The organism is Aliamphritea spongicola (assembly GCF_017051665.1).
Classification (GTDB): domain Bacteria; phylum Pseudomonadota; class Gammaproteobacteria; order Pseudomonadales; family Balneatricaceae; genus Amphritea; species Amphritea spongicola.
Genome location: NZ_JAFIDL010000003.1, coordinates 511898 through 536911, shown reverse-complemented (window position 1 = coordinate 536911; position 25014 = coordinate 511898). Strand labels below are relative to the sequence as shown.

Sequence of the window (25014 nt, the reverse complement as noted above, 5' to 3'; positions counted from 1 at the left end):
TTTTATAAAAACCATATTGATATATTTAACTCATTGATTTTAAAGCACTTAATATCCAGTGGTGCGATTATGAACGATTTGTTAAAAACCCCGTAATCATGCGGCCTGAAGCCATCTGCCCAAACAATACTCACAGAGTTATCCACAGAATCTGTGAGTAATTCACTTCCAGCTTTTGTTGTTGAAAAGGCATAAAAAAAGAGGCTGCCGGATTTCTCCGGGAGCCTCCCAACAGAGCAAAAATTTACACCTTTACTGGCCGCTTTGTACCCGGCGTACGGCGTCTTTCCAGCCGGCATAGAATCCGTCGCGGCGGGCTTTATCCATGGTCGGTTCAAAACGCTTATCGCAATGCCACATGTCGGCAAGCTGTTCCAGTGAGGTAAATACTCCCGCCTGCAGGCCGGCAAGATAAGCAGCCCCCAACGCGGTGGTTTCGATAATTTCCGGGCGGTCTACATTGGCCCCCAGAATATCTGCAAGGAAGTTCAGCACCCAGTTATTGGCAACCATGCCGCCATCCACCCGTAAAGTGGTTGGCCGGACACCGTCGCTTTCCATGGCTTTCTGCAGATCTTTGGTCTGATAACACACCGATTGCAGTCCGGCAGTCACGATTTCTTTAATGCCGGTGTCCCGGGTCAGGCCGAAGATGGCGCCGCGGGCATCCGGGTCCCAGTATGGTGCACCCAGGCCGGTAAAGGCCGGTACCAGAAACACACCATGATCCAGCGGGGTCTGTTCCGCCAGCGGTTCGGTTTCACCGGCGCCCTGAATCAGCTGCAGACCGTCCCGCAGCCACTGCACCGCCGCACCGGCAACAAAGATACTGCCTTCCAGCGCATAGGTGGTTTTACCGTTCAGCCGGTAGGCCACGGTAGTTAACAAACGGTTTTCAGATTTAAGTGCCTTATCGCCGGTATTCAGCATCAGGAAGCAGCCTGTGCCGTAAGTGCTCTTAGCCATACCGGCCTGATAGCAGGTCTGGCCAAACAAAGCCGCCTGCTGATCACCGGCAATGCCCAGTACCGGTACTTCTGCCCCTAGCAGTTCAGCATCGGCCACGCCGAAATCGGCGGCGGAGTCCATTACTTCCGGCAGCATGCAGGCCGGAATATTCAGCAGTTCAAGCAGCTCGGCATCCCATTCCTGGGTATGAATGTTGAAGATCATGGTGCGTGAGGCGTTGGTGGCATCGGTACGGTGTACCTTGCCACCGGTCAGCTTCCAGAGCAGGTAGCTGTCTACGGTACCGAATGCCAGTTCACCGGCTTCAGCCCTTGCACGGGCACCGGGTACTTCTTCCAGAATCCAGCGCAACTTGGTGGCGGAGAAGTATGGGTCCAGCAGCAGGCCGGTTTTTTCCTGCACGCTGTCACCGTGACCCTGATCACTCAGTTGGCGACAGTATTCCGCAGTACGGCGGTCTTGCCAGACAATGGCGTTATATACCGGTTCGCCGGTTTGTTTGTCCCATACCAGGGTGGTTTCCCGCTGGTTGGTAATACCGATGGCCAGCAGATCAGTGGCGCTGACCTGAGCATCTTCCAGCACCTGGCGGGCGGTGCGTAATACCGTATCCCACAGGTCGGCCGGGTTATGTTCCACCCAACCATCATTAGGAAAGTGCTGGGTAAATTCTTCCTGCGCAACCTTATGTACCCGGCCTTCAGCCGTAAACAGAATCGCCCGGGAACTGGTGGTCCCCTGATCAACAGATAATATGTAGCCTGACATAGGAAAGCCTTTTTCGTGGACTTGCTGCGGCGTGTACACAACCGGCAGCATTAATAATTGTTCTTTTCGCTATTTCACTATTTAGGCTAAATTAACACAGTGATTTTCGAATATGAACTTTAACCGCGGTTACCGGTGAAATTAATGACGCTAATTGCCTCATATGCGATAATTTTCAACCGTTCTGCCCCATCCGTTTCAGATGAGGAACGCACCGGCAAACGTTCCCCCAACATGGGTAATCAGCCGGTTAAAGAAGTAACCGATAACAGGGTCAGCCAATGAATCAAAGCCAGCGCCATGCGGAAATACTAAAATTAGTGCAGCACAAAGGGTTTGTCAGTATTGATGAACTGGTGACGCATTTTAAGGTAACCCCGCAGACGATTCGCCGCGATCTCAACCAACTGGCTGATGAAAAGAAACTGCTGCGCCACCACGGCGGTGCGGGCGGAGAATCCAGCACAGTAAATGCGTCTTACCAGTCCCGTAAGATCATGAATCTGGAAGCAAAAGAACGTATTGCCCGGGAGCTGGTCAAGCTGATTCCCGATGGTGCGTCGCTGTTCATCAATATCGGTACCACCACTGAAACCATTGCCCGGGCCCTGCTCAACCACCGGGATCTGAAGGTTGTTACCAATAACATCCACGTAGCCACTATTCTGGCTACCAAGGAAGATTTCACCGTGATCATTGCCGCCGGTGAGGTACGCCACCGGGATGGCGGCATCGTCGGTGAAGCCACCAGCGATTTCATCAGTCAGTTCCATATGGACTTCTGCATCATCGGCATCAGCGGCATCAGCATGGATGGTTCCCTGCTGGATTTCGACTACCGTGAAGTACGGGTTGCCCAGGCGATGATCGAACATTCCCGCAGCGTCATTCTGGCGGTGGACAATTCCAAATTTGGCCGCAGTGCCATGGTGAAACAGGGTTCAATTACCCAGGTGGATCATCTATATACAGATATGCAGCCACCACAGGTAATCAGCGAAATTCTCGACGAACACGAAATCCATCTGCAGATTGCCTGACCCACCACTTACTGAATTAACCTTTACACGGGAAATCTTAACCCTTGGATTTCCCATGAAAATTCCCGCTCCGCCCCCTGTTTATTTTTACCATTCAGACAGTTTTTACGCGCCTGTAAGACGTTTTAAGCCCTTTCCCGTCCCCCAGAACCACTAAGCTTAAAAGCATTCGTCAGCATGACTGACACTTAACCACACATTTTTACCGGTTAATTCCCGGCATTCGGCCGTACATCCTTTGTTACACGGCCATGAAATTTTCACATAGAGAGCATTACTTGTTCTTTTTTAGTTGATTTTGTTCGCAATCGAACATTATGATTAATACATCGAACATTTTATGGCGCTTTTTATACGCCACTTTATTCGCCGGAGGAAACAAAGATCATGGCTAAACAGCACCAGGTATATGACCTGTTTGTCGTCGGTGGCGGCATTAACGGGGTAGGCATTGCTGCCGACGCTGCAGGCCGGGGGCTTAGCGTGTACCTGTGTGAAATGAATGATCTGGCGTCGGCAACTTCATCCAACAGCAGTAAGCTGATCCACGGTGGCCTGCGCTACCTGGAATACTATGAATTCCGGCTGGTGAAAGAAGCATTGGCTGAACGGGAAGTACTGCTGAAAAACGCGCCGCACATTATGTGGCCACTGCGTTTCCGTTTACCGCACCGGCCACACCTGCGCCCAGCGTGGATGATCCGTGCCGGCCTATTCCTGTACGACCACCTGGCTAAGCGGGTAACCCTGCCGGCGTCCAAAGGCATTAAGTTTGATCCCTCCGGCCCGCTGAAAAGCCACATTACCAAAGGCTTCGAATACTCCGACGGCTGGGTAGATGACGCCCGTCTGGTGGTGCTGAACGCCCAACTAGCAGAAGAGAAAGGCGCGAAAATCAAAACCCGTACCCGTTGCGTGGCTGCCGCCCGCAATGGCGATATCTGGGAAATCAGCGTCGAGAACATGCTCACCGGTAAAACCAAAATCATCCGCAGTAAGGCACTGGTGAATGCCGCGGGCCCCTGGGTCTCCAGCCTGTTTGCCGACACTATGGATATTCCGGCACCGAAAAAAATCCGTCTGGTAAAAGGCAGCCATATTATTGTGCCCCGCATTCACGACGAAGAGCAGGCTTACATTCTGCAGAATGAAGACGGCCGGATCGTCTTTGTCATTCCGTACGAAGAACAGTTCTCCCTGATCGGCACCACCGATGAAGAATATCAGGGCGACCCTTCTGCGGTAGAAATCAGCCAAGCTGAAATTGATTACCTTATCGACATCAGCAACCAGCACTTCAACACCCAGATTAATAATACGCAGGTGGTACGCACCTATTCCGGCGTACGTCCGCTGCTGGATGATGAAGCAGAGAACGCACAGGCGGTTACCCGGGATTACACCTTTGAAATGGACGCCCCGCTGAATCAGGCTGCTCTGCTGTCAGTGTTCGGCGGCAAGATCACTACCTACCGCAAACTGGCCCAGGCCGCGGTAGATAAACTGTGTGAACACTTCCCGAATGCCGGCCCGCAATGGACTGCCGACGCAGCCCTGCCCGGCGGCGACTTCACCAGCCAGCCACAACTGCTGGAACGGCTGCAACGACAGTATCCGTGGTTGCCTCCGCATACCGCACAGCGCTATGTGCGCAGTTACGGCACCCGCAGCCATCAACTGCTGCAACACATCGACAGCCTTGAACGGATGGGCCAGGACTTCGGTGGCGGGCTTTATGCCTGTGAAGTGGAATACCTGCTCAAACACGAATGGGCAGTCAGCCTTGAAGACATCCTCTGGCGCAGAACCAAGCTGGGTCTGTTCCTGAATGCGGCACAGGTCTCTGCCCTGCAGGAATTCCTGAACCGCTATTTCAATTTTAAAAACCTCGACGCCGCTTCTTAACAGGCAATTCCGCCGGTGCGCAAAACCGGCGGGCGTCGCAGCTTTTATGACCACACAACAACTTTAAGTCACTAAGGGGTTTAGTATGGCAATACGTGTAGCTATTAACGGCTTTGGCCGCATCGGCCGGAATATCTTACGGGCTCTGTATGAGTCCGGTTACCGTGATCAGATTCAGATCGTTGCAATCAATGATCTGGGAGATGCCGCCATCAATGCTCACCTGCTCAGCTATGACTCAGTGCACGGCCGCTTTAACGCAGAGGTCAGCGTCGATAACAACGCCCTGCTGGTAAACGGCGATGTTATCCGTATTTATGCCGAGCGTGATCCGTCCAAACTGCCCTGGGACGCCCATCAGGTAGATGTGGTGTATGAATGCACCGGACTGTTCACCAGCCGTGACAAAGCCGCCGCACACCTGAGTGCAGGCGCAAAGAAAGTGATTATTTCAGCACCGGCCGCAGAGGTTGATGCCACCATCGTGCACGGCATTAATCATCACCTGCTAAACGATGACCAACAGATTATTTCCAATGCATCGTGCACCACCAACTGCCTGGCACCGGTAGCTAAATCACTGAACGACAGCATCGGCATTGAAAGCGGCCTGATGACCACTATTCATGCCTACACCAACGACCAGAAACTCAGCGACGTGTACCACACCGACCCATACCGGGCCCGGGCGGCAACACAATCGATGATTCCGACCAAAACCGGCGCAGCGGCAGCGGTAGGGCTGGTCCTGCCGGAACTGAACGGCAAACTGGACGGCATGGCGGTACGGGTGCCTACCATTAACGTATCAGTAGTAGACCTGAGCTTCATTGCCGAACGGGAAACCAGCGTGGAAGAAGTCAATCAGATCATCACGGATGCTGCCGCCGGCCCGCTGGGCAAAGTTCTGCAGGTAAATACCTTGCCGCTGGTCTCTATCGATTTTAATCACAACCCGGCATCCTCCATATTTGACGCCACCCAGACCCGGGTAAACGGTCGTCTGGTGAAGGTAATGGCCTGGTACGATAATGAGTGGGGATTCTCAAACCGTATGCTGGACAATACTTTAGTATGGAATCTGTGATGAAACTGTAACTTAAACACTATATCCTTAAGGGCCTACTCCATTCAGGGCCTTTTTGGATAAGGCCCACTTTCGATGTAAGGCTAAAAAATGCAACGCAGAACGAAAATCGTCGCCACCTTAGGTCCCGCCACAAGCTCTCCTGAAAATATCGCCGCTATGATTACCGCCGGCGTCAACGTTGTCCGTATGAATTTCTCCCACGGCTGCGCTGAAGACCATATTGAACGTACCCGACTGGTCCGTGAACAGGCCGCGAAACAGGGCCGTTTCGTCGCCATTCTTGGCGACCTGCAGGGTCCTAAGATCCGAATTTCCCGTTTTGCGAATGACAAAGAAACCCTGACCGTTGGCCAAAGCTTTATTCTCGACGGCGCGCTGGACGGCAATGCCGGTGACAGCACTCGTGTGGGTATCGATTACAAAGAACTGGTAACCGACAGTCAGCCAGGAGACATCCTGCTGCTGGACGACGGCCGTCTGGTTTTTGAAGTGACCTCCGTTGTCGGTCAGGAAATCCACTGTACCGTTCAGGTTGGCGGTGTGATCTCCAACAACAAGGGTATTAACCGTAAAGGCGGTGGTCTGTCGGCTGCTGCCCTGACCGAAAAAGATAAAAAGGACATCCTGCTGGCTGCCAAGCTGGACGTGGACTTCCTGGCGGTATCCTTCCCGCGCGATGCAGAAGATATGCAGACCGCCCGCAAACTAATGGAAGCAGCCGGCTGTAATGCCAACCTGATCGCTAAGATTGAACGCGCCGAAGCCATTGAAGACGGCGTGCTGGATGGCATCATCGACGCCTCTGACGGTGTCATGGTTGCCCGTGGCGACCTGGGTGTGGAAATCGGCGATGCTGAGCTGATCGGCGTACAGAAACACATCATCGAACGCGCCCGTACTGGCAACAAGGTAGTTATCACGGCTACCCAGATGATGGAATCCATGATCAGCTCTCCGCTGCCAACCCGTGCAGAAGTATTCGACGTGGCGAACGCCGTACTGGACGGTACCGATGCAGTAATGCTATCCGGTGAAACCGCCATGGGTGATTTCCCGATCCAGACCGTTGAAGCCATGGCGCGGGTGATTGTCGGTGCAGAACAGCACCCGACCAGCAACGTATCCAAGCACCGGATGCACGAGTCCTTCACCTATATCGATGAATCCGTTGCCCTGTCTGCCATGTATGTGGCCAACCACCTTGAAGGGGTTAAGGCCATCATCTGTATGACAGAAACCGGCGCTACCCCGCTGATCATGTCGCGGATTCGCTCCCAGCAGCCAATCTACGCTTACTCACGGCTAACCAAAACCCAGCACCGGGTTGCCATGTACCGGGGTGTTAAAACCATTCCGTTCGACGTAAGCGCAGTGCCGAATGCTGAAATTAACCAGCGTGCGGTTGATGAACTGGTTCAGCGTGAAGTGGTTGAAGAAGGTGATCTGGTGATCATCACCAAGGGTGACTACGTGAACGCCCAGGGCGGTACTAACACCATGAAGATCGTCCGTGTCGGCGCGAAGATCCAGTAATCACCTTTCAGGTTAAACACCTTAAAAGCCCTGCCACCGCAGGGCTTTTTTGTATCTGCGGCAATTGACGGGCCGCTTTAAATAGATAATCATAGCGCCATGAACTTACACCGCACCCACAACCAGAACATTATTATCATCATTTCTCAGGAAATGGTGGGGTAGCGCGTGCATCGCTAAATTGGAAAACCCGCCGGCAAGGCGGGTTTTTTATCACTGAAGAAAACCACGCCACAGATGGCCGCTGCGGACTTCCAGTTTTCAAATACTGAAAATACGGAGACCCGCCATGACGGCAACCACTTACACAGACACCCCGGCCACCCGCAGCACACCGGCAGAGAATTTCTATTACCCGCAGCTGGAAGATATCGTGGCGGCTGCCCGGCGGCTGGAAACGGTCGTCAGCTATACACCGCTGCTGCACAGCCAGAATCTGAGTGATCAGTACGGCGCCAACATCTTCCTGAAACGGGAAGATCAGCAAGTTGTACGCTCCTATAAAATCCGTGGTGCCTACAACAAGATCCTCTCCCTCAGCGAGGAACAGCAGCGTCAGGGCATCGTATGTGCCAGTGCCGGTAACCACGCTCAGGGGGTTGCCTATGCCTGCGCCCTGCTGGGCCTGAAGGGCACCATTTTTATGCCGGTGCCAACGCCCAGCCAGAAAGTGCAGCAGGTGCGCAAATATGGCAAAGAATACGTGGATATCCGCCTCGCCGGGGATACATTCGACGACGCCTATCATCAGGCACAGGCATTCTGTGAAGCGCAGCAGGCCTCGTTCGTGCACCCGTTCGATGACCCGGAAGTGATCGAAGGTCAGGCATCTGTCGGGGTAGAAATACTGCAACAGCTGGAACTGTCCGGACACCATGCGGATATGATGATCATGCCGGTAGGTGGCGGCGGCCTGGCATCCGGGCTTTCTGCGTATTTCAAAGCACAGTCACCGGACACTCAGCTAATCGGCGTTGAACCGGAAGGTGCCGCTTCAATGAGCACCTCATTCGTCGCGGGCAGTAATCAGACTCTGCCGGACATCGACACCTTCGTTGATGGCGCTGCGGTGCAGCGGGTCGGGGAAAACACTTTCAGAATCTGCCGTCAGAACCTGCAGGACATACTCACCGTCCCTGAAGGAAAAGTCTGCGCCACCATGCTTCAGCTGTACAATCAGGAAGCCATTGTGGTGGAACCTGCCGGTGCATTATCCATCGCCGCACTGGACAGCCTGAAAGATGAAATCCGCGGCAAAACCGTGGTTTGCCTGATCAGCGGCGGCAATAATGACATCCACCGCACTGAAGAAATCCGTGAACGGGCGCTACTCCATGAAGGGCTGAAGCACTACTTCATCGTTAACTTCCCGCAACGGGCCGGTGCCCTGCAGGAATTTCTGGCTGAAGTGCTTGGCCCCGGGGATGACATCACTCACTTTGAATATTCAAAGAAAAGTAACAGCAGCAAAGGCCCGGCACTGATCGGCATTGAACTGAACCATAAGGACAACTTCCAAAGCCTGCTGCAACGGATGAATGAACAGCGGATCCGCTACGAATACCTGAACGACAAACCGGACCTGTTCCGCTTTCTGGTCTGACAGAATATAAAACGAAACCATCCCCCGGTGCTCACAGGAGCACCGGGGGCACTGTAGAAGGAACCTATCAAAGCAGTACTGTCAGCGGCACATTAATTCCTTTTTAATTACCTGCCAGCAGAGTATCCTGCTGCAGTTCCCACAAAATAAATGGACTTAACTTACTGATATGACTGAATTCCATTCCGTCGGCAAAATACTGATTGTGCTCTCATGCATATTTACGATTTGTGCGGTGTATTACAGCATCGGCAAATCGCGAATAGATCTCAGATGTGAAGAAATTCTGGTAGCACTTGATGACCTGGAAGACTATTTATCAGGTAAGCCTGACAGTTACCGTTTCTTCGTTAACCAACAGAATGATATATGGGAGCATGCGGAATACCGCCAGCTACGTGAAAATCTCTCCAGTGGCTCACACTGGAATTTTCGCTGCTTTCCCCCCAGAATTACGTTAAAAGATTCATTCTGTTACCGTATCGACTATCAGAATAAACAGGTGTTTATTCTGGTCGGCGAAGATAACTATGACTGGGATAGTCTGGTATCAAATCTGTACACTGAATCAGCACAACATCAGGCTCACTAAACCGGACCCGCCACCCATGCTTTTTATCCTGCTCGGCCTGATCCTCGTGGTACTGGCCTTTGGCCCCCAGTACTGGGTCAGACACATTATCCGCAAACACCATACGCCGCTGGAGAATATGCCCGGCACTGGTGCGGAGCTGGCTGAGCACCTGATCGAGCGCTTTAAGCTCGAAGGGGTAAAGGTGCAGGAAACCGGACCGGATCAGAACTACTATTCGCCAGCGGAAAAGATCGTTGGCCTGTCTCCGGATGTGTACCATGGCAGATCTCTCTCCTCTGTGGCCATTGCCACCCATGAGGTGGGCCATGCCATTCAGTACAACCGTAAAGAAGCCGTCAGCAAACTGCGCAGTAAATATACGGTGCCGGCCAAAATGGTTCAGGGCATCGGCATTTTCATTCTGTCCAGCACGCCGTTTATTGGCCTGCTCGCCAAGGCCCCTGCCGTCATGGCACTGACAGTGGTTGCCGGTATTGCCACCATGCTTGCTTCAGTGGTATTTCACGCCATGGTGCTGCCAGAAGAGTACGACGCCAGCTTTGGCAAGGCCCTGCCCATTCTTAAAGAAGGCTATGTGCCGGAAGAACATTTACCGGCAGTCCGGGAAGTGCTTAAAGCAGCAGCGTATACCTACGTCGCCGGGGCACTGGCAGATATCCTCAGTATCTGGCGCTGGCTGCTGATCCTGCGCTGAGATATTTGGTCACGAAAAACTCATAAAAGCCACTATGCTTACCTGAAGCACATAAGCGAAAGGAGCTCAGCATGGCGCAATACATGATCACCTACCTGGGGGGTAATCAGCCCGCCACACCGGAAGAAGGTAAACAACACTTTGCCAGATACATGCAATGGCTGGCATCGCTGGGCACCGCGGTGGTCAGCCCCGCCAATCCACTGAAAGGTACCTGTGTAATGCACCCTGGTGGTGACGTGACAGAAGGCGGTGAAACCGGCATGTCCGGGTTCACGCTGATAGAGGCGGATTCGATGGAGGCAGCACAGGCAATGGCACGGGACTGTCCGTTTCTGGAAATTGGCGGATCGCTGGAAATTTCAGAACTGATCAAAATGCCTAAGCCTAGCCATTAAGACCCGGCTTGCCTGAATTACTCTTCAGGTGGATGTGCGATAACCGCATCTCCAATACGGATGGTGCCGGAGCGCAAAATCTTCGCACACAGCCCGCCGTGCCCCAGCATGGCGGCTACCCCGCCCTTCCCCAGCGCGGTTTCCATTCTGGAACAGGGATGGCACAGCGCCGTCGCTTCAAACAACGCATCACCGATGGTGAACTGCTGATGACGCAGGGCCGTAAGATTAATGTTTTTCACCACCAGATTACGCCGCAATACGCCCGGTGGCAGGGTCTCCAGACCGGTAAAATGACGAATCATCTGAATATATTCTTCAGAAATAATGGTGACCTGCCGGGCTGATCCAGGGGTTTTGTCACAACGATGATCCCCTTCCAGCCCCAGGGTTTCCAGCGCCTGTACTTCAGACACTTCGATCATGTCCTGCTTGCGGCCCGGCCGCAGGCCGATCCAGCTCAGTTCACCCGGTGGTAAGTCTTTAACAAAACGTCCGAAAAGAAATTTTTGTGCTTTCACCGGATGCCCTCCTGCCGTAAATCACTGTTTAACAAATACCACTTCCCTGCCATTCAGGGGCGTCACAGAAAGCAACAGGAAAGAGTCTGGCAGCTACGGCTGTCAGACTGTTCAATTCCCGGATTCCCTGACGGGCTCTTTTATCTGCAACCGCTTTCTGGCCATCAGAATCAGTACAATCACCGGTAACCCCAGCAGGGCCGTCACCACAAAAAACTGACTGTAGCCAATAGACGATACAATCGACCCGGAATACCCGCCCAGTAGCTTAGGCAACAACGTCATCAGAGAACTGAACAACGCATATTGCATAGCGGTAAATGAAATGTTGGTCAGGCTGGACAGGAACGCAACGAATGCCGCACTGGCTAATCCGGCGGAAAGGTTATCAGCGGCAATCACCAGATACAGCATATCAAGGTTGTGCCCTACTGATGCCAGGCCGATGAACAGCAAATTCGTACCGGCAGACAGTATTGCCCCAACCAGCAGCATCCGGATTACGCCATAACGCATGGATAACAGGCCACCCAGAAAGCCACCAAAGACAGCCATAATGACGCCAAAGGTTTTCACCGCCCAGGCAATCTCGTCTTTGGTAAAGGTCATGTCCTGATAAAACACGTTGGAAATAACACCCAGAACGATGTCTGAAATCCGGTAGCTGCCAATCAGTGCCAGCAGCAACAGCGAGGTTTTCACTCCGTGACGCTGAAAGAACTCTTTCACCGGTGCTATATAGGTTTCATCAACCATCACCGGATCTGAGATCCCGGCACGCAGTCCGACCCTCGACACAATCCAGGCAGCCAGAATCGCGGTCGTTAACAGCAATACCTCAACGAGGAAATTCATGACATAGGGATGGCCTGTGTAATCACCCAACGTCTGTTTCCAAACGGTTGCAACCTCCCCGCCAAAGAAGAAAACACTGACAAAGGCAATGACACAGAAGAAGAACAATAACAGCAGCTCAGCATGATAGCGTAACGACGTCCGGGCCTGCTGCGGCAACGAGACTTCTTTGATCATCAGCGTCGTCATTACCCCAACGCCCATCACACCGGCCATTATCAGATACGCCATTTGCCACGCGGCGTAATCGTAGGCGCCAACGGCAGAGCCGAACCCGCTCGCCAGAAATAAAGCCCCGGCACCCGCGACAATCATACCCACCCTGTAACCTGCGATATAACAGGCAGACATCATTCCCTGTAAGCGGGATTCTGCTGCTTCAATCCGGTAGGCATCTATCACAATATCCTGGGTGGCAGACGAAAACCCCAGTGCGACCGCAGCCAGCGCCATCCACTTCAACCGTTCAGTATCCGCCGGATCGACCATTGCCATGGCAACAATGGAAGCAATGATGAGCAACTGCGCCAACAGCAACCAGGCCCGGCGACGCCCCAGCCATTCCGTTAACAGAGGAATTGGCAGGCGATCGACCAGAGGCGCCCAGACAAACTTGAATGAATACCCCAGCGCCGCCCAACTGAAAAAAGTCACGGCGTCACGTTCCACACCGGCTTCACGCAGCCACAGGGATAAAGATGAAAAAATCAGCAGAATAGGTAAGCCTGCTGAAAACCCCAGCAACAGCATGGCCAATACTTTTGGCTGGACGAAAATCTTAAAGGATTCCCGCCAGCTTAATTCAGTTTGGCCAGCCTGATTCACTAAGTTAGTCAGGGTCTTAATCTCGGAAGTTATTAAACTGCAGCGGAAGTTCCAGATCTGCCTCACGCAGGAAGGCGATTACCGTTTGCAGATCATCACGCTTCTTACCGGTTACCCGGATCTGCTCGCCCTGCACCTGGGTCTGAACCTTCAGCTTGGCATCTTTAATCTGCTTGATAATTTTCTTGCACAGTGGCTGATCCAGCCCCTGTTTCAGCAGCACCTGCTGACGGGCACGCATGTTAGCCACTTCGACGTCTTTTTCTTCCAGGCTCTTTACGTCAATGCCACGCTTAACCAGCTTGTCACGCAGAATCTGGATCATTTGCTGCAACTGGAAATCCACATCCGCATGCATGGTGATCACCTCGTCCGCCAGTTCAAACTTGGCGTTGACCCCTTTAAAGTCGAAGCGGGTGGTCACTTCACGGTTTGCCTGGTCAACCGCGTTATTAACTTCGTGCATATCCAGTTCTGAAACGATATCAAATGAAGGCATCGGGCTTTTCTCCTCTGTGCCGGAATCACACACGGCACGCTGTAAACATATGTCCGGTCAGGCAATCCGAAAGATGCACCTGACCCGGAGTGATTTATTTGCGCTTATCATACCGTTATGATGCGCAGGACTACAGAAGATTCCACAGGTTTACCTATGCATTGGCATATCCTCGGAGCCGGCGCCATTGGCCTGCTCTGGGCAGCAAAATTTCAGCGGGCCGGATTTAACACCACCCTGCTGCTGCGCAACCCTGACAAACTGGCCACTTACCGCGGCGCTTTCTCAATCATGGAAGGCCAGCAAGTCAGCCAGATACAGGTACCCGCCGAAGCGCTGAACAGCCCACAGGGGGAACCAATAAGCCACCTGCTAATCACCACCAAAAGCTATGATGCGCTGGCGGCGTTTAACAGCGTGCGGGAGCGTCTCACGGATAACGCCCGGGTATTACTGCTACACAACGGCATGGGGCCGCAGCAAGCGATTGCAGCACAGAATCCTCACTTACAGGTGTGGGCAGGCAGCACCACCGACGGTGCCTACCTGAACAGTGCATTTGAACTGATCCGTGCCGGCCACGGCCAGACCCGTATCGGCAACCTGAGTAACGCTGATGATCAGTCGCTAAGCCAGCAACTGGCCCCCTGCGAACCGGCCCTTCACCACAGCGATAATATCCACGCCACACTGTGGCAAAAACTGGCCATCAACTGTGCTATCAACCCTCTGACAGCCATCTACCGCTGCCGTAACGGCGAGCTGGCCAGCCACGCCGAATACCGTGCGCATATGCAGGTGATCTGTCATGAAGTTGAACAGGTTGCCAGCGCTCTGAAAATGCCCCTGTTTGACCAGCCGCTGATTGATCAGGCCTGCCTGGTGGCGGAACAGACCGGGGAAAATTATTCCTCCATGTATCAGGATGTGGTTCACGGGCGGCGCAGTGAAATCGACACCATTACCGGCTACCTCTGCCAACAGGCAGAACAGCTGAACATTGAAGTGACAGAGAATCAGCGCCTCCTCGGGCAAATCATAAACCTGCAGGCGTGACCCCGGTCATGCCTTTCGATTCCACAGCGGCTTATACTGAGTACTGCCATTCAAAACAGGGAAAAATCAGCCATGGGACAAACGGATAGCAAAGTTCAGAAAGCCACCGGGCTGGGGGACGATTACCCTTACGATGCCAAAATATCCCGCCGGGAATATGAAGACGAAAAACGCCTACTGCAAATCGAACTGCTGAAAATGCAGTACTGGGTTAAACACCATAACGAGCGGGTGATGATTATCTTTGAAGGCCGCGATGCAGCCGGCAAAGGCGGTGCCATCAAGCGTTTCATGGAAAACCTTAATCCCCGCGGAGCCAGAATCGTCGCCCTGGAAAAACCCTCTGAAACGGAACAGACCCAGTGGTACTTTCAACGTTATTTACAGCACTTACCCAGCGGCGGTGAAATCGTGCTATTCGACCGTTCCTGGTATAACCGTGCCGGGGTGGAACGGGTTATGAATTTCTGCACCGACACACAATACAGCGAGTTTATGGATCAGGCGCCTGCACTGGAAAAGATGCTGGTGCAGAGCGGCATCCGGCTGTTTAAGCTCTGGTTCTCTGTAAATAAAGATGAACAGCGGCGCCGCTTTGAAAACCGTAAATCCGATCCACTGAAACAGTGGAAACTCAGCCCGATGGATCTGGCCTCACTGGACAAATGGGACGACTACACCAAAGCCAAAGAAGCCATGTATGCCTACACCCATACCCCGGAAGCCCCGTGGACGACCATCATGTCGGATGACAAGAAACGGGCCCGGCTGAACGCTATCAAACACGTTCTGCATCATCTGCCCTACGATGAAAAAACAACGGAGTTCGACCTCAGCCCCGATGCGCGTATTGTCGCCGATGCCCTGACCCGGGACATCCAGCACCCGGAGGACTATCCCGATCCGGCCTTACGCTGAATTAAGTAAGATCAGCCAATAGCGGGAATCCGACCCGTACTATTCCCTGTGCGCCCGAAGTCTCCGGGCGCCGTTACAACAGTTGACCATTCCCGCCTGTCAAACCATTATTGCAGCAACACTTATCATCTGTTGGAGCTACATATGGTCGCGCGCCGCCTGACAAAAATTTATACCCGCACCGGCGATAAAGGTACCACTGCCCTGGCCAATGGCAGCCGGGTAGACAAGCATCACCCCCGTATCGAAACCATGGGCGATGTGGATGAACTTAACTGCCTGATCGGCGTGCTTATTGAAGAACTGGACAGCAATGATCTGATCCGCGAATACCTGACCCTGAGCCAGCACTGCCTGTTTGATATCGGCGGTGAGATCGCCGTGGCCGATGCGGATTACAAAGTAATCAGCGCAGAAGATATCACGCAGCTGGAACAGCAACTTGATACCCTCAATGAAGACCTGCCACCCCTCCAGGAATTCATTCTGCCAGGTGGCAACCGGGCCGCAGCCCTGTGCCATCAGGCCCGCAGTGTCTGCCGCCGTGCCGAACGCCGGCTGGTAGAGCTGGTACAGCTGGAAAATACCCCGGCCGAAGGGGAACAGGCCGCAGTGGAAATGGTCAATAACTTTGCAGCTGCGTATGTAAACCGCCTGTCCGACTTACTCTTTGTCAGCGCCCGGGTACTGGCCCGCCGCAATGACGGCAGTGAAGTGCTGTGGCAGCCAAAACAAAAGCGCACCGCCGGCGGCAGTTAAGGGTTAATTCACGCGGTTTGATATACTTTGTCACAGAACCGGACTTAACACCTGTTTTGACGGAAAGCACAGACAGAAAGTAAAGATTATGAAAATGACCGCACCACTGAAAACCGTTTTAGCCGGCCTTGCGCTGGCTGTAAGCCCACTGGCAATGGCCCTGGGCGACTGCCAGGATCAGCAGAGCTTTTGTGAAGCTAAATGTGAAGTCCGCCACCTGGGTGATGAAGCGGCCATCAATGGCTGCTACGCCAAGTGTACCGCCAGCCGCGCTGTATGCAGCACCAAAGAAGGTGCCAAAGAAGTGTATGAAGCCGGTGAAGAAGGTGCGAAAACAGCCGTAGAAGTTGGCAAAGATGCCGTAGAATCCACCAAGTCATTTATCAAGGGCGTCTTCGACTGACCCTGACTTTTGCAGACTTACACAAAAAAAGCGCACTCTGAAAACAGACTGCGCTTTTTCTTTATGTACCGGGGCGCTTTACTAAAAAAGCTTCAGCGGTTGATAAACGCCACGCTGTAACCCAGCTCTCCCGGCTCACCCACAATATGAATCCGGCTCAGGGATGCATAATCCAGCTGCAGGCAATTCCAGTTACCGGCAGGTATTGCCAGCACTCTGGCTAACAACGCCCGGATCACTCCGCCATGGGTAACCCACAAATAATGCCCCTGGGAATGATTACGGACAAAGTCATCCAAACATTCCGCCAGCCGCTCCCGGAATACCTTCAGCGGCTCACCTTCCGGCGGCGTAAACGCTTCGGGATCTTCCCAGAAATGGGTGACATCGTCCGGGAATTTCTCCCAGATATCCGCCAGTAGCTCGCCATCCCATTCGCCAAAATCAATTTCCTGCAACCGCGGTTCCAGCTGGCAGCTGATATCGTGCTCCGCAGCATAGGCCACAGCCACTTTGGAACAGCGCCGTAACGGTGAGCTCACCACGCCCCGCCAGGGCTGACCGGCCTCGGCAAGGGTACGCTGCATCGCCTTCATACCCGGCTTAGTCAGCTTAGAATCGGTCCGGCCACGGTAGATAGCCCCCCCTTCTGTTTCGCCATGGCGTAACAGGTCGATGGTCAGATCAATACTCGGTTCAGTCGGCATATTTTTGCGCCTCAGGCAGATTTGTCGGCAACCCCCGCATCGGCAAAAGTTGCCATATTCCCATGCAGTAAACAAGCACTGCGTAACAGATCCACCGCCAGTACTGCGCCACTGCCCTCACCCAGACGCATGCCTAAATTCAGCAATGGCTGCACCTGCAATGCCTGTAGCATAGCCCGGTGCCCCGGTTCTGCCGAATTATGGGCAAACACCAGCCATTCTTTAACTTCAGGGTGAATCCGGCAGGCCAGCAGAGCTGCAGCTGTACAGATAAAGCCATCCACCAGCGCCGCAATCCCTTCCTGTGCACAGGTCAGATAGGCACCACACAGGGCTGCAATCTCAAATCCCCCGACGCTCTGTAACACCCCCAGCGGAGTATCAAGATGCTCGGCATGCAGCGCCATAACACCTTCCAGAATGGACTGCTTTGCCAGTACACCGGCATTATCCAGTCCTGTACCGGGCCCGACCAGATCTTCCAGTGTGCTGTCGGTCAGCGCAGCGGCAATCATGGATGCAGCACTGGTATTGCCGATGCCCATTTCCCCCCCCACAAACAACTGCGCACCTTTCTCCCGGGCAGCCAGTACCCGTTCACGGCCGGTATTCAGCGCCTGGGCCAGTTGCTCATCACTCATCGCCTGTTGCTCTGAGCAATCTGCCGTGGCACTGGCAATCACCGCCTGCACCACTGTCGGATGGTCAGCCACCGGGCCTACGGTTCCCAGATTTACCACCTCAAAGTCAGCACCCCGGGCTTTGGATAGCACCGATACCGCAGCGCCTCCATGGGCAAAGTTGCTGACCATTTGGGCCGTCACTTCCTGGGGGAAAGCAGAAACACCCCGGCCGGCAAGGCCGTGATCCGCTGCAAAAATAGACACCTGAACCTTATCAAGCTGTGGTTTTAACTGCCCCTGCATTCCCGCAAAACGGATCGCCAGAGTTTCCAGCTGCCCCAGAGAGCCTGCCGGCTTTGTCAGAATTTGCTGATGTTCCGTTGCCGCCGCGGTTGCTGCCTGATCAATTGCCTGAGGCGTGCGGGTTAACCATTCAAGGTTGGACATAATTACCACCTGATATAAAACAGCCGGTCAGAATCCGACCGGCATACATTGATTATGTGTTCTGAATAACGGGATTCAGGCCTTAAATTCCATCGGCAAACCAGCTACGGTGAGAGTCACCCGTTCGCAAAGCTGGCCAAGACGCTGATGCAGAAAACCCGCCTGATCCTGAAACTTCCGGGTCAGTTCACCCATGGGCACGATCCCCAGCCCCACTTCATTACTGACCATGATGATCTGTGCCTGGCAGTCGGCCAGTGCTGCTTCAAATGCCGCCATATGCCCGGCCATGCGGTCATCATCCTCCAGCATCAGCAGGTTCGTCACCCACAGGGTCAGGCAATCGATCAATAAACACTGGTTGGGATCGTTATGCTGTGCCAGTACCCCGGCCAGATCCAGCGGCTCTTCAATCGTCAGCCAGCCTTCGGGACGTAAATCCTGATGCCGCTTGATACGCGCCGACATCTCCCCGTCACCGGCATTGGCGGTCGCCAGATAATACACCTGACGCCCTTCTCCTGCGGCGTGCCAGTCCTGCGCCCGCTGTTCAGCCAGCGCGGTTTTACCGGAACGGGCACCGCCTAAAATTAATTGTTTCATTGTTGTACAGCCTGAAATTATCGGCAGCCTTTTTATCGGCTTACATGCAGGTTCCTAAGCTAACGGCTATCCTGACCGGAGACAAGCTAAGTTACATTCTGCAGGCGACATAAAACGTCGTTGAGAGAACGCTAAACGCCTTTCACTTCCCTGTACAAGCCCCGCCAGAAAGCTATCTGATGAAGCTTTGATTTAGCGCAGGTTGTTTCATCGCTTTAACAACACTTTAAGATGTATTCAAAAAACATTTTATGATTTAATGCCCCTACTGAAGTAACAGCATGAATCGGTGAAGGTGAGCCATGCAAATCCAAATTCAGGAACCCAGAAACTCCAGTTCCTTTGCGCTTTTTAACCTGGGTTTCAGACCCTTCTTTCTGTTCGGTGCAATCTCCGCATTGCTGCTGATGCTGATCTGGCTGATTATGCTGAGTACCGGTCAGGCCACCCAGTCGTATTATCAGCTCAGCTATGTATGGCACGGCCATGAAATGCTGTTTGGTTATACCGTTGCCATTATTGCCGGCTTCCTGCTGACCGCGGTGAGAAACTGGACATCGCAACAGACCCCACACGGCAGCTGGCTGGCGATTATCTTTGCTTTCTGGGTGGCGGGCAGAATCATGCCATTCACTGCCCTCCCGCCATTACTGATTGCAGCCACCGATATGCTGTTTCTGCCGTTGGTGATTGTCGGTATCGGTATCCCTATCATTCGCAGCGGTAACCACCGCAACCTGATGTTTATCGTGATTCTCTCGGTCATGACCCTGGCGAACGGGCTGATGCACGCCCAGCTACTCGGTTACACCGAAAACACCATGTTGCAGGGCATGCAGTTACAGCTGGGGCTGGTAATTCTGATCATCATGATTCTGGGCGGCCGGGTGATTCCTTTTTTCACTGAACGGGCGCTGGGCAACTTCACTGCCCGTAAATATACCTGGCTGGAATATATGACTCCGGCGGTCACCGTGGCGTGGCTGGTGAGTCACTTTGCCGGTTACCTGCAGCTGGCGGGCATTTTCGCGGCACTGGCGGCGGCCTCACAGTTCCTGCGGCTTTACGGCTGGTTCCATCCACGTTTACTGCGCAACCCTCTGCTGTGGATTCTGCAACTGGCATACCTGTTCATTCCGCTTGGCTTTGCCCTGTATGCCGCGAGCGTGTTTACCGGCATCTCGCCGTATCTGGCAACCCACGCATTTGCTGCTGGCGCAATCGGTTCAATTACCATCGGTATGATGGCCCGGGTTTCACTGGGACATACCGGCCGGCCACTTAAACTGACTAACTGGGTTAAAGTTGGCTTTGGTTTCATGATCGTCAGCGGCCTGATCCGCAGCCTGCTGCCACTGGCACCGGACCTGTATGTGCCGGCCCTGCATGCTTCCGCCCTGTTCTGGATGATTGCCTGGGTACTGTTCCTGATTCCGTATACCCCGATACTGTTACAGCCACGGCTGGATGGGCAGTACGGCTAACCGGTACCGCTTAAATATAAGCCCGTTGCATGCGTGCAACGGGCTTTTTTATTGTCAGAATAAACCCGCAAGCCACAGGTAATGCCCGGTTCCGGCAACCATTTGAGTAACGGCATGCCCCACTCTGGGTTTAATTTCCGGACCTGCTCTCCGACGACATTCAGAAATCACTCTCATTCGCTTTAAAGTGACTGTCTGCGGGCGGTTCAGGCAATAAAACGCCCCCGACACACACAAAAACACACCTGATTGATCTGTGTGTATTTCCCTCTTCAGGCAACTTGATATAATGCATGCCACACCTGTTATACGCGATTTATTGAAAGGAGCCATTGTGGAAGATAACAGTATCTGGATTATCAGCATCCTTACCCTGGTCACAGGAGGCGTTATCGGTTACTTCGCTGGCCGCTTCGGAACCAGCGCAACCAAACAACGGGACCTGAACCTGCAACTGGAAGATTCTCAGCGCCAGCTGGATGCTTACAAGCAACAGGTAAATCAACACTTTGAACGCACCGCAGAGCTGGTCAATAACATGACCGAAAGCTACAAAGCCGTGCACCAGCACCTGGCCACCGGCTCTGAAGCCCTGTGCGATGCCGACACCAGCAAGCTGGAAGCTGCACCGGTTAAACCAAGCATCACTGACCAGACTGAAACAGCACCGGCCCCGGCCGCTGAACCGGCAGCACCTGCCAGTGAACCGGCTCAGGCGGCAGCTGAACCAACGGCAGCTCCAGCAGCTGAAGCTGAGAACATTCCTGCACCGCCGCTGGATTACGCGCCTAAAACGCCGGATCAGGAAGGCACTCTGTCTGAGAACTTCGGTGTGAAGAAAGACGCAGAAGAACCTCAGCCTGAACCGGTGCCTGCGGATCACTTTGCAGAGAAGAAAACCGAAGAAGCAGCTAAGCTGCACTAATCAATTTTCCCTGCCGACGTTAAATCGCCGGCAATAACAAACACAAAAAAGGCCGCTTACACATAGCGGCCTTTTTTATTGCTACTTTCATTTTTCCCGGAAACCGGTCAGTTATGTTTCTGACCATCCATCATGCAGCTGTTTGCCATTGCATCGTAACGTCCGCCCTGTGACTCACAGGAACTGCTGACAAAATGATCCGCGCTGCCCAGATAAGACACCAGTACCGCGGTCCCCAGGCAAAGCATGATCGCCTTGCCGGCCCGGATATGTTGCTGACGTAACATCATCACCAGCGCAAATACCCCGCTACCGGCAGATACCGCGATCAAAAGATAAAACAATACCATCATAGTTTTCAGTCCGCTCAGTCAGATCAGGCAGGATTATCAATATCCACGAAGTGATGTTCAACCCCGAACACCTCCGCCAGATGCTCACCCAGCGCCTTGGCACCGTAACGCTCAGTGGCATGGTGGCCAGCAGCAAAGTAATGAATGCCTTCTTCCCGGGCACTGTGGGTGGTCGGCTCAGAAATCTCTCCGGACAGATACGCATCCACCCCATGCTCAATGGCTTTGTCGATGTAGCCCTGCGCACCGCCTGTACACCAGGCAATGGTGCTAATCATGTCCGGCCCTGCATCCACATGTAAAACATCCCGCCCCAGAATGTCAGCCACCTGTGCTGCAAACTCGGTGGCTTTCAGCGGTGCCGCTAAACGTCCCACAGAACCGATGCTCAGCGGGTTATCAGCCTCAAGGCCACCTTCGGTAATCAACCCCAGCTGTTTAGCCAGCTGAGCATTATTCCCCAGCTCCGGATGGCCATCCAGCGGCAGGTGATAAGCCAGCAGGCTGATATCATGGCACAGTAATGTCTGTAAACGGCGCTTTCGCAGCCCTTTGATTACCGGATTCTCGCCTTTCCAAAAATAACCATGGTGCACCAGAATCAGATCCGCGTTCAGTGCCACGGCTTTATCCAGCAACGCCTGGGATGCTGTTACTCCGGAGACAATACAACGGACCTCCGGTTTACCTTCCACCTGAAGGCCGTTCGGGCAATAGTCCCGATAGCGCTCAGGGCTCAGCAAGTTATTGGTATAATTTACGATTTCATTCAACTTTACTGCCATAATTAAGCCGCACTGGTTCCCATTGATGGATAAGTATCCGTATAATTCTAAATCCAGTCGATCCTGATCGCACCTATTAAAAGGCAATCCTGACGCATGCGTAGACTATCGTTTCTTATCTGGCCGACTATTTCAGGTGTTCTTGCGGCTACTTTATTACTGATGTACGTCCCGGGGCTGTTACCCAACGGCCAGGTAACTGACCTGTTTGCCGATGCAGAACGCCCTGTCGAACGCACCATTACGACCGTCGGCCCGGCCTCATACGCGGAAGCCGTGGACATCGCTTCCCCCAGTGTTGTGAACATTTACACCCGTACCGTGGTTGTGCCGCCAAAAGATTCTGCCCCCATTACAGAACCGGCAACGGCACCGGATACAACACTGCAGAAGAAATACGAAGGCGATAACCTGCAGGGCCGTGACAAAGTTCACACCAGCCTGGGATCCGGTGTAATCCTGACCCATGACGGCTACATTGCCACCAACAACCACGTCATCGCCAACGCTGATGAAATCACCGTGGCCCTGAAAGATGGCCGTGAAGCACTGGCGCAGGTCATTGGCCGCGACCCGGATACGGATCTGGCGGTACTGAAAATTGATCTGCCGGACCTGCCAATCATCACCATCAGCTCTTCAAATAACCTGCGGGTGGGTGATGTCACCCTGGCCATCGGTAACCCATTTGGCGTCGGCCAGACCGTTACCATGGGCATTATCAGCGCCACCGGCCGTAATCAGGTTGGCCTGAACACTTATGAAAACTTTATTCAGACTGATGCAGCCATCAACCCGGGTAACTCCGGCGGTGCACTGATCGACCCCTACGGTAACCTGATCGGCATTAACACCGCGATCTTCTCCCGCAGCGGCGGCTCACTGGGTATCGGTTTTGCGATTCCGTCCAACCAGGCCATTGTGGTCATGAAAGATCTGATCGAACACGGCCGTGTAATCCGCGGCTGGCTGGGGATTGAAGCACAGGAAATGACCGCACAGCTGGCTGAATCCTTTGCGCTTGAAGAAAACCGCGGCCTGATCATTGCCGGCATTTACCGCGACGGTCCGGCCCATCTGGGCGGCCTGCAACCCGGCGATATCATGCTGGAAATTGAAGGCAAGAAGATCGTCGATGGCCGTACCTCTATGCGCCAGATCGCTCAGGTACGCCCGGGCAGCCAGATCCGGATAAAAGCCCTGCGCGACGGTGAAATGCAGGACTTCACGGTAGAAATTATCGAACGGCCTACACCACCAAAACCGGATGCTACACCGGCGCAGGTTCCGGGTCAGAAAGCCGACGCAGCACCTGAAAAAGCACCGGCCCCGGAAAAACCTGCAGAGTAAGCAAAACAGCGCTGAACAAAAAAATCCCGGAACGTTTAGCGTGACCGGGATTTTTTTATGCTTGTTAAAACAGCCTCTGCTTAAACGCTTCGTGTCAGCCTCACGAAGGCTGACCGGCAGCCTCCCCTTTTTGCCAGATAACCTCCATGCCCGGTGCCGGATGTTCAGGCACCATCCGGGCCAGTACCAGTGATACCCCGGCCATAGCCGCACCGGTTAAGAACACCGCGGCCGGCGAGAAAATCCAAAGTAACCCATAGGCAGCCGGCAGCACCACGGCAGCAATGTGATTAATAGAAAAAGCCACCCCGGCGGTCGATGCCATATCTTTCGGATCGGCAATTTTCTGCAAATAGGTTTTCTGGGCAATCGCCATGGAAAACAGAATGTGATCCAGAATATACAATCCCACCGCGATCCAAGGATCAGACACAAAGGCATACGCGCCAAACACCAGCATCAGGCCGATATACTCCAGCGTCAGGGCCCGGCGTTCACCCCAATGGCCGATCAGCTTACCGATCTTCGGAGCCAGCAACATATTCAGGAAACCGTTCGCCAGAAACAGCAGAGAAATTTCCCCGGCACTGAAGCCAAACTTTTCCACCATCAGGAAGCCGGCGAATACCACAAAAATCTGCCGGCGGGCACCGCCCATAAAGGTCAGCGCGTAATACAGCCAGTAACGTTTACGTAAGATCAGCTTTTTATGCTGTTCCACCTTTTCCGGAAACTGCCTGAACCAGCGCCAGCAAAACAGGGTAATCAGAATAGTAATCCCCCCGCCTAGCAGGTAGACCAGTTCCATCGCAATACCGGCCACATCCAGCGCCAGCCACACCAGCCCGAATGCCACCAGGCTGGCAAATGAACGTACCGCCACCAGCTTGCCCAGCTTATGCGCTGCGGTCTTCTTATCGAACCACTGTAGCGACAACGACTGGTTCACCGTCTCGTAATAATGAAAGCCAATGGACATCAGCACCGTGGTGCAATACAGGCCCACTTCCGTTGGAAAAAAGCCGGTTAATGCGGTCCCCAGCCCCAGCAGTAATAACGATACCAGCGCCAACGTTTGTTCACGCATAAACACCAGTAACAGCACCGCGGCAAACGCCATAAAGCCCGGGATCTCACGCAGCGACTGCAGAATACCGATTTCCACACCGGTAAATGCCGCCCGCTCAATCACAAAATTATTCAACAGCGCCTGCCAGACACCAAATGATATCGGCATCGACACCGCCATCAGAATCAGCAGCATTTCCGGGCTGCGCCAGTCGATTCCTTTAAACATATTCATACA

At 53.5% G+C, this 25014-nt stretch carries 25 protein-coding genes; 15 read left to right on the top strand and 10 right to left on the bottom strand.

The window, feature by feature from the left end; genetic code table 11:
• Positions 1–252: 252 nt before the first annotated feature.
• Complete coding sequence (glpK, locus tag JYB63_RS12465) at positions 253–1737, bottom strand: glycerol kinase GlpK (RefSeq protein WP_205658170.1); 1485 nt, start codon at positions 1735–1737, stop codon at positions 253–255.
• Positions 1738–2018: 281 nt separating this feature from the next.
• Here glpK and JYB63_RS12460 point away from each other — a divergent pair, with 281 nt between their 5' ends.
• The 8 genes from JYB63_RS12460 to JYB63_RS12425 all read left to right on the top strand — a co-directional run bounded on the left by JYB63_RS12460 (position 2019) and on the right by JYB63_RS12425 (position 10595).
• Positions 2019–2777 carry a DeoR/GlpR family transcriptional regulator gene (locus JYB63_RS12460; protein WP_205658169.1) on the top strand — a complete coding sequence of 253 codons (759 nt, stop codon included), beginning with the start codon at positions 2019–2021 and terminating at the stop codon, positions 2775–2777.
• Positions 2778–3164: 387 nt separating this feature from the next.
• On the top strand, positions 3165–4682 hold the full coding sequence (glpD, locus tag JYB63_RS12455) for a glycerol-3-phosphate dehydrogenase (RefSeq protein WP_205658168.1): 1518 nt from the start codon (positions 3165–3167) through the stop codon (positions 4680–4682).
• A gap of 85 nt (positions 4683–4767) precedes the next feature.
• Positions 4768–5769 (top strand): type I glyceraldehyde-3-phosphate dehydrogenase, encoded by a 1002-nt coding sequence (gap, locus tag JYB63_RS12450; protein ID WP_205658167.1) that lies wholly within the window; start codon positions 4768–4770, stop codon positions 5767–5769.
• A 90-nt stretch (positions 5770–5859) separates the two neighbouring features.
• Complete coding sequence (pyk, locus tag JYB63_RS12445) at positions 5860–7305, top strand: pyruvate kinase (protein ID WP_205658166.1); 1446 nt, start codon at positions 5860–5862, stop codon at positions 7303–7305.
• A gap of 289 nt (positions 7306–7594) precedes the next feature.
• The gene (ilvA, locus tag JYB63_RS12440) at positions 7595–8908 is read left to right on the top strand and encodes a threonine ammonia-lyase IlvA (RefSeq protein ID WP_205658165.1); all 1314 of its coding nucleotides are present in this window, start codon (positions 7595–7597) and stop codon (positions 8906–8908) included.
• 169 nt (positions 8909–9077) lie between these two features.
• Positions 9078–9500, top strand: a complete 423-nt coding sequence (locus tag JYB63_RS12435) for a hypothetical protein (protein WP_205658164.1) — start codon at positions 9078–9080, stop codon at positions 9498–9500.
• A gap of 16 nt (positions 9501–9516) precedes the next feature.
• Complete coding sequence (locus JYB63_RS12430; RefSeq protein WP_205658163.1) at positions 9517–10197, top strand: zinc metallopeptidase; 681 nt, start codon at positions 9517–9519, stop codon at positions 10195–10197.
• Positions 10198–10268: 71 nt separating this feature from the next.
• A complete protein-coding gene (locus JYB63_RS12425; RefSeq protein ID WP_205658162.1) occupies positions 10269–10595 on the top strand; it encodes a YciI family protein in 327 nt (108 codons plus the stop codon).
• A gap of 17 nt (positions 10596–10612) precedes the next feature.
• Here JYB63_RS12425 and JYB63_RS12420 read toward each other — a convergent pair whose 3' ends face one another.
• The 3 genes from JYB63_RS12420 to JYB63_RS12410 form a co-directional block, all read right to left on the bottom strand.
• Positions 10613–11116 carry an MOSC domain-containing protein gene (locus tag JYB63_RS12420; RefSeq protein WP_205658161.1) on the bottom strand — a complete coding sequence of 168 codons (504 nt, stop codon included), beginning with the start codon at positions 11114–11116 and terminating at the stop codon, positions 10613–10615.
• A gap of 111 nt (positions 11117–11227) precedes the next feature.
• Positions 11228–12796: an AmpG family muropeptide MFS transporter gene (locus JYB63_RS12415; protein WP_336510882.1), complete on the bottom strand. Its 1569-nt coding sequence runs from the start codon at positions 12794–12796 to the stop codon at positions 11228–11230.
• 16 nt (positions 12797–12812) lie between these two features.
• On the bottom strand, positions 12813–13295 hold the full coding sequence (locus tag JYB63_RS12410; protein ID WP_205658160.1) for a YajQ family cyclic di-GMP-binding protein: 483 nt from the start codon (positions 13293–13295) through the stop codon (positions 12813–12815).
• A gap of 156 nt (positions 13296–13451) precedes the next feature.
• Between JYB63_RS12410 and JYB63_RS12405 the strand changes: the two genes are divergently transcribed.
• From JYB63_RS12405 to JYB63_RS12390, 4 genes are all read left to right on the top strand, one after another.
• Entirely contained in the window at positions 13452–14351 is a 900-nt protein-coding gene (locus JYB63_RS12405; protein ID WP_205658159.1) for a 2-dehydropantoate 2-reductase, read from the top strand.
• 72 nt (positions 14352–14423) lie between these two features.
• Positions 14424–15269, top strand: a complete 846-nt coding sequence (gene ppk2 / locus JYB63_RS12400; RefSeq protein ID WP_205658158.1) for a polyphosphate kinase 2 — start codon at positions 14424–14426, stop codon at positions 15267–15269.
• A 144-nt stretch (positions 15270–15413) separates the two neighbouring features.
• Positions 15414–16028, top strand: coding sequence for a cob(I)yrinic acid a,c-diamide adenosyltransferase (locus JYB63_RS12395; protein WP_205658157.1), 615 nt, complete (start codon positions 15414–15416; stop codon positions 16026–16028).
• A gap of 88 nt (positions 16029–16116) precedes the next feature.
• Positions 16117–16431 carry a hypothetical protein gene (locus JYB63_RS12390; RefSeq protein ID WP_243431956.1) on the top strand — a complete coding sequence of 105 codons (315 nt, stop codon included), beginning with the start codon at positions 16117–16119 and terminating at the stop codon, positions 16429–16431.
• Between the two features lie 92 nt (positions 16432–16523).
• Here the strand turns inward: JYB63_RS12390 and JYB63_RS12385 are convergent, their stop codons facing one another.
• The 3 genes from JYB63_RS12385 to cobU form a co-directional block, all read right to left on the bottom strand.
• Positions 16524–17138: a histidine phosphatase family protein gene (locus JYB63_RS12385; protein WP_205658156.1), complete on the bottom strand. Its 615-nt coding sequence runs from the start codon at positions 17136–17138 to the stop codon at positions 16524–16526.
• 11 nt (positions 17139–17149) lie between these two features.
• Positions 17150–18208, bottom strand: a complete 1059-nt coding sequence (gene cobT, locus JYB63_RS12380) for a nicotinate-nucleotide--dimethylbenzimidazole phosphoribosyltransferase (RefSeq protein ID WP_205658155.1) — start codon at positions 18206–18208, stop codon at positions 17150–17152.
• A 75-nt stretch (positions 18209–18283) separates the two neighbouring features.
• Positions 18284–18811 carry a bifunctional adenosylcobinamide kinase/adenosylcobinamide-phosphate guanylyltransferase gene (gene cobU / locus JYB63_RS12375; RefSeq protein WP_205658154.1) on the bottom strand — a complete coding sequence of 176 codons (528 nt, stop codon included), beginning with the start codon at positions 18809–18811 and terminating at the stop codon, positions 18284–18286.
• A gap of 302 nt (positions 18812–19113) precedes the next feature.
• On the opposite strand from cobU, the gene JYB63_RS12370 reads away from it, so the two are divergent.
• Together JYB63_RS12370 and JYB63_RS12365 are read left to right on the top strand one after the other, a co-directional pair.
• The gene (locus tag JYB63_RS12370) at positions 19114–20295 is read left to right on the top strand and encodes an NnrS family protein (protein ID WP_207758363.1); all 1182 of its coding nucleotides are present in this window, start codon (positions 19114–19116) and stop codon (positions 20293–20295) included.
• A gap of 334 nt (positions 20296–20629) precedes the next feature.
• The gene (locus JYB63_RS12365; RefSeq protein WP_205658153.1) at positions 20630–21220 is read left to right on the top strand and encodes a Z-ring associated ZapG family protein; all 591 of its coding nucleotides are present in this window, start codon (positions 20630–20632) and stop codon (positions 21218–21220) included.
• Positions 21221–21327: 107 nt separating this feature from the next.
• On the opposite strand, the gene JYB63_RS12360 is transcribed toward JYB63_RS12365, so the two are convergent.
• Positions 21328–21573 carry a hypothetical protein gene (locus tag JYB63_RS12360; protein ID WP_205658152.1) on the bottom strand — a complete coding sequence of 82 codons (246 nt, stop codon included), beginning with the start codon at positions 21571–21573 and terminating at the stop codon, positions 21328–21330.
• Between the two features lie 23 nt (positions 21574–21596).
• Entirely contained in the window at positions 21597–22358 is a 762-nt protein-coding gene (locus JYB63_RS12355) for a Nif3-like dinuclear metal center hexameric protein (protein ID WP_205658151.1), read from the bottom strand.
• A gap of 96 nt (positions 22359–22454) precedes the next feature.
• Between JYB63_RS12355 and JYB63_RS12350 the strand changes: the two genes are divergently transcribed.
• Positions 22455–23708, top strand: coding sequence for a S1C family serine protease (locus tag JYB63_RS12350; RefSeq protein WP_205658150.1), 1254 nt, complete (start codon positions 22455–22457; stop codon positions 23706–23708).
• 100 nt (positions 23709–23808) lie between these two features.
• Here the strand turns inward: JYB63_RS12350 and JYB63_RS12345 are convergent, their stop codons facing one another.
• Positions 23809–25011 (bottom strand): MFS transporter, encoded by a 1203-nt coding sequence (locus JYB63_RS12345; protein WP_205658149.1) that lies wholly within the window; start codon positions 25009–25011, stop codon positions 23809–23811.
• Between the last annotated feature and the right edge of the window lie 3 nt (positions 25012–25014).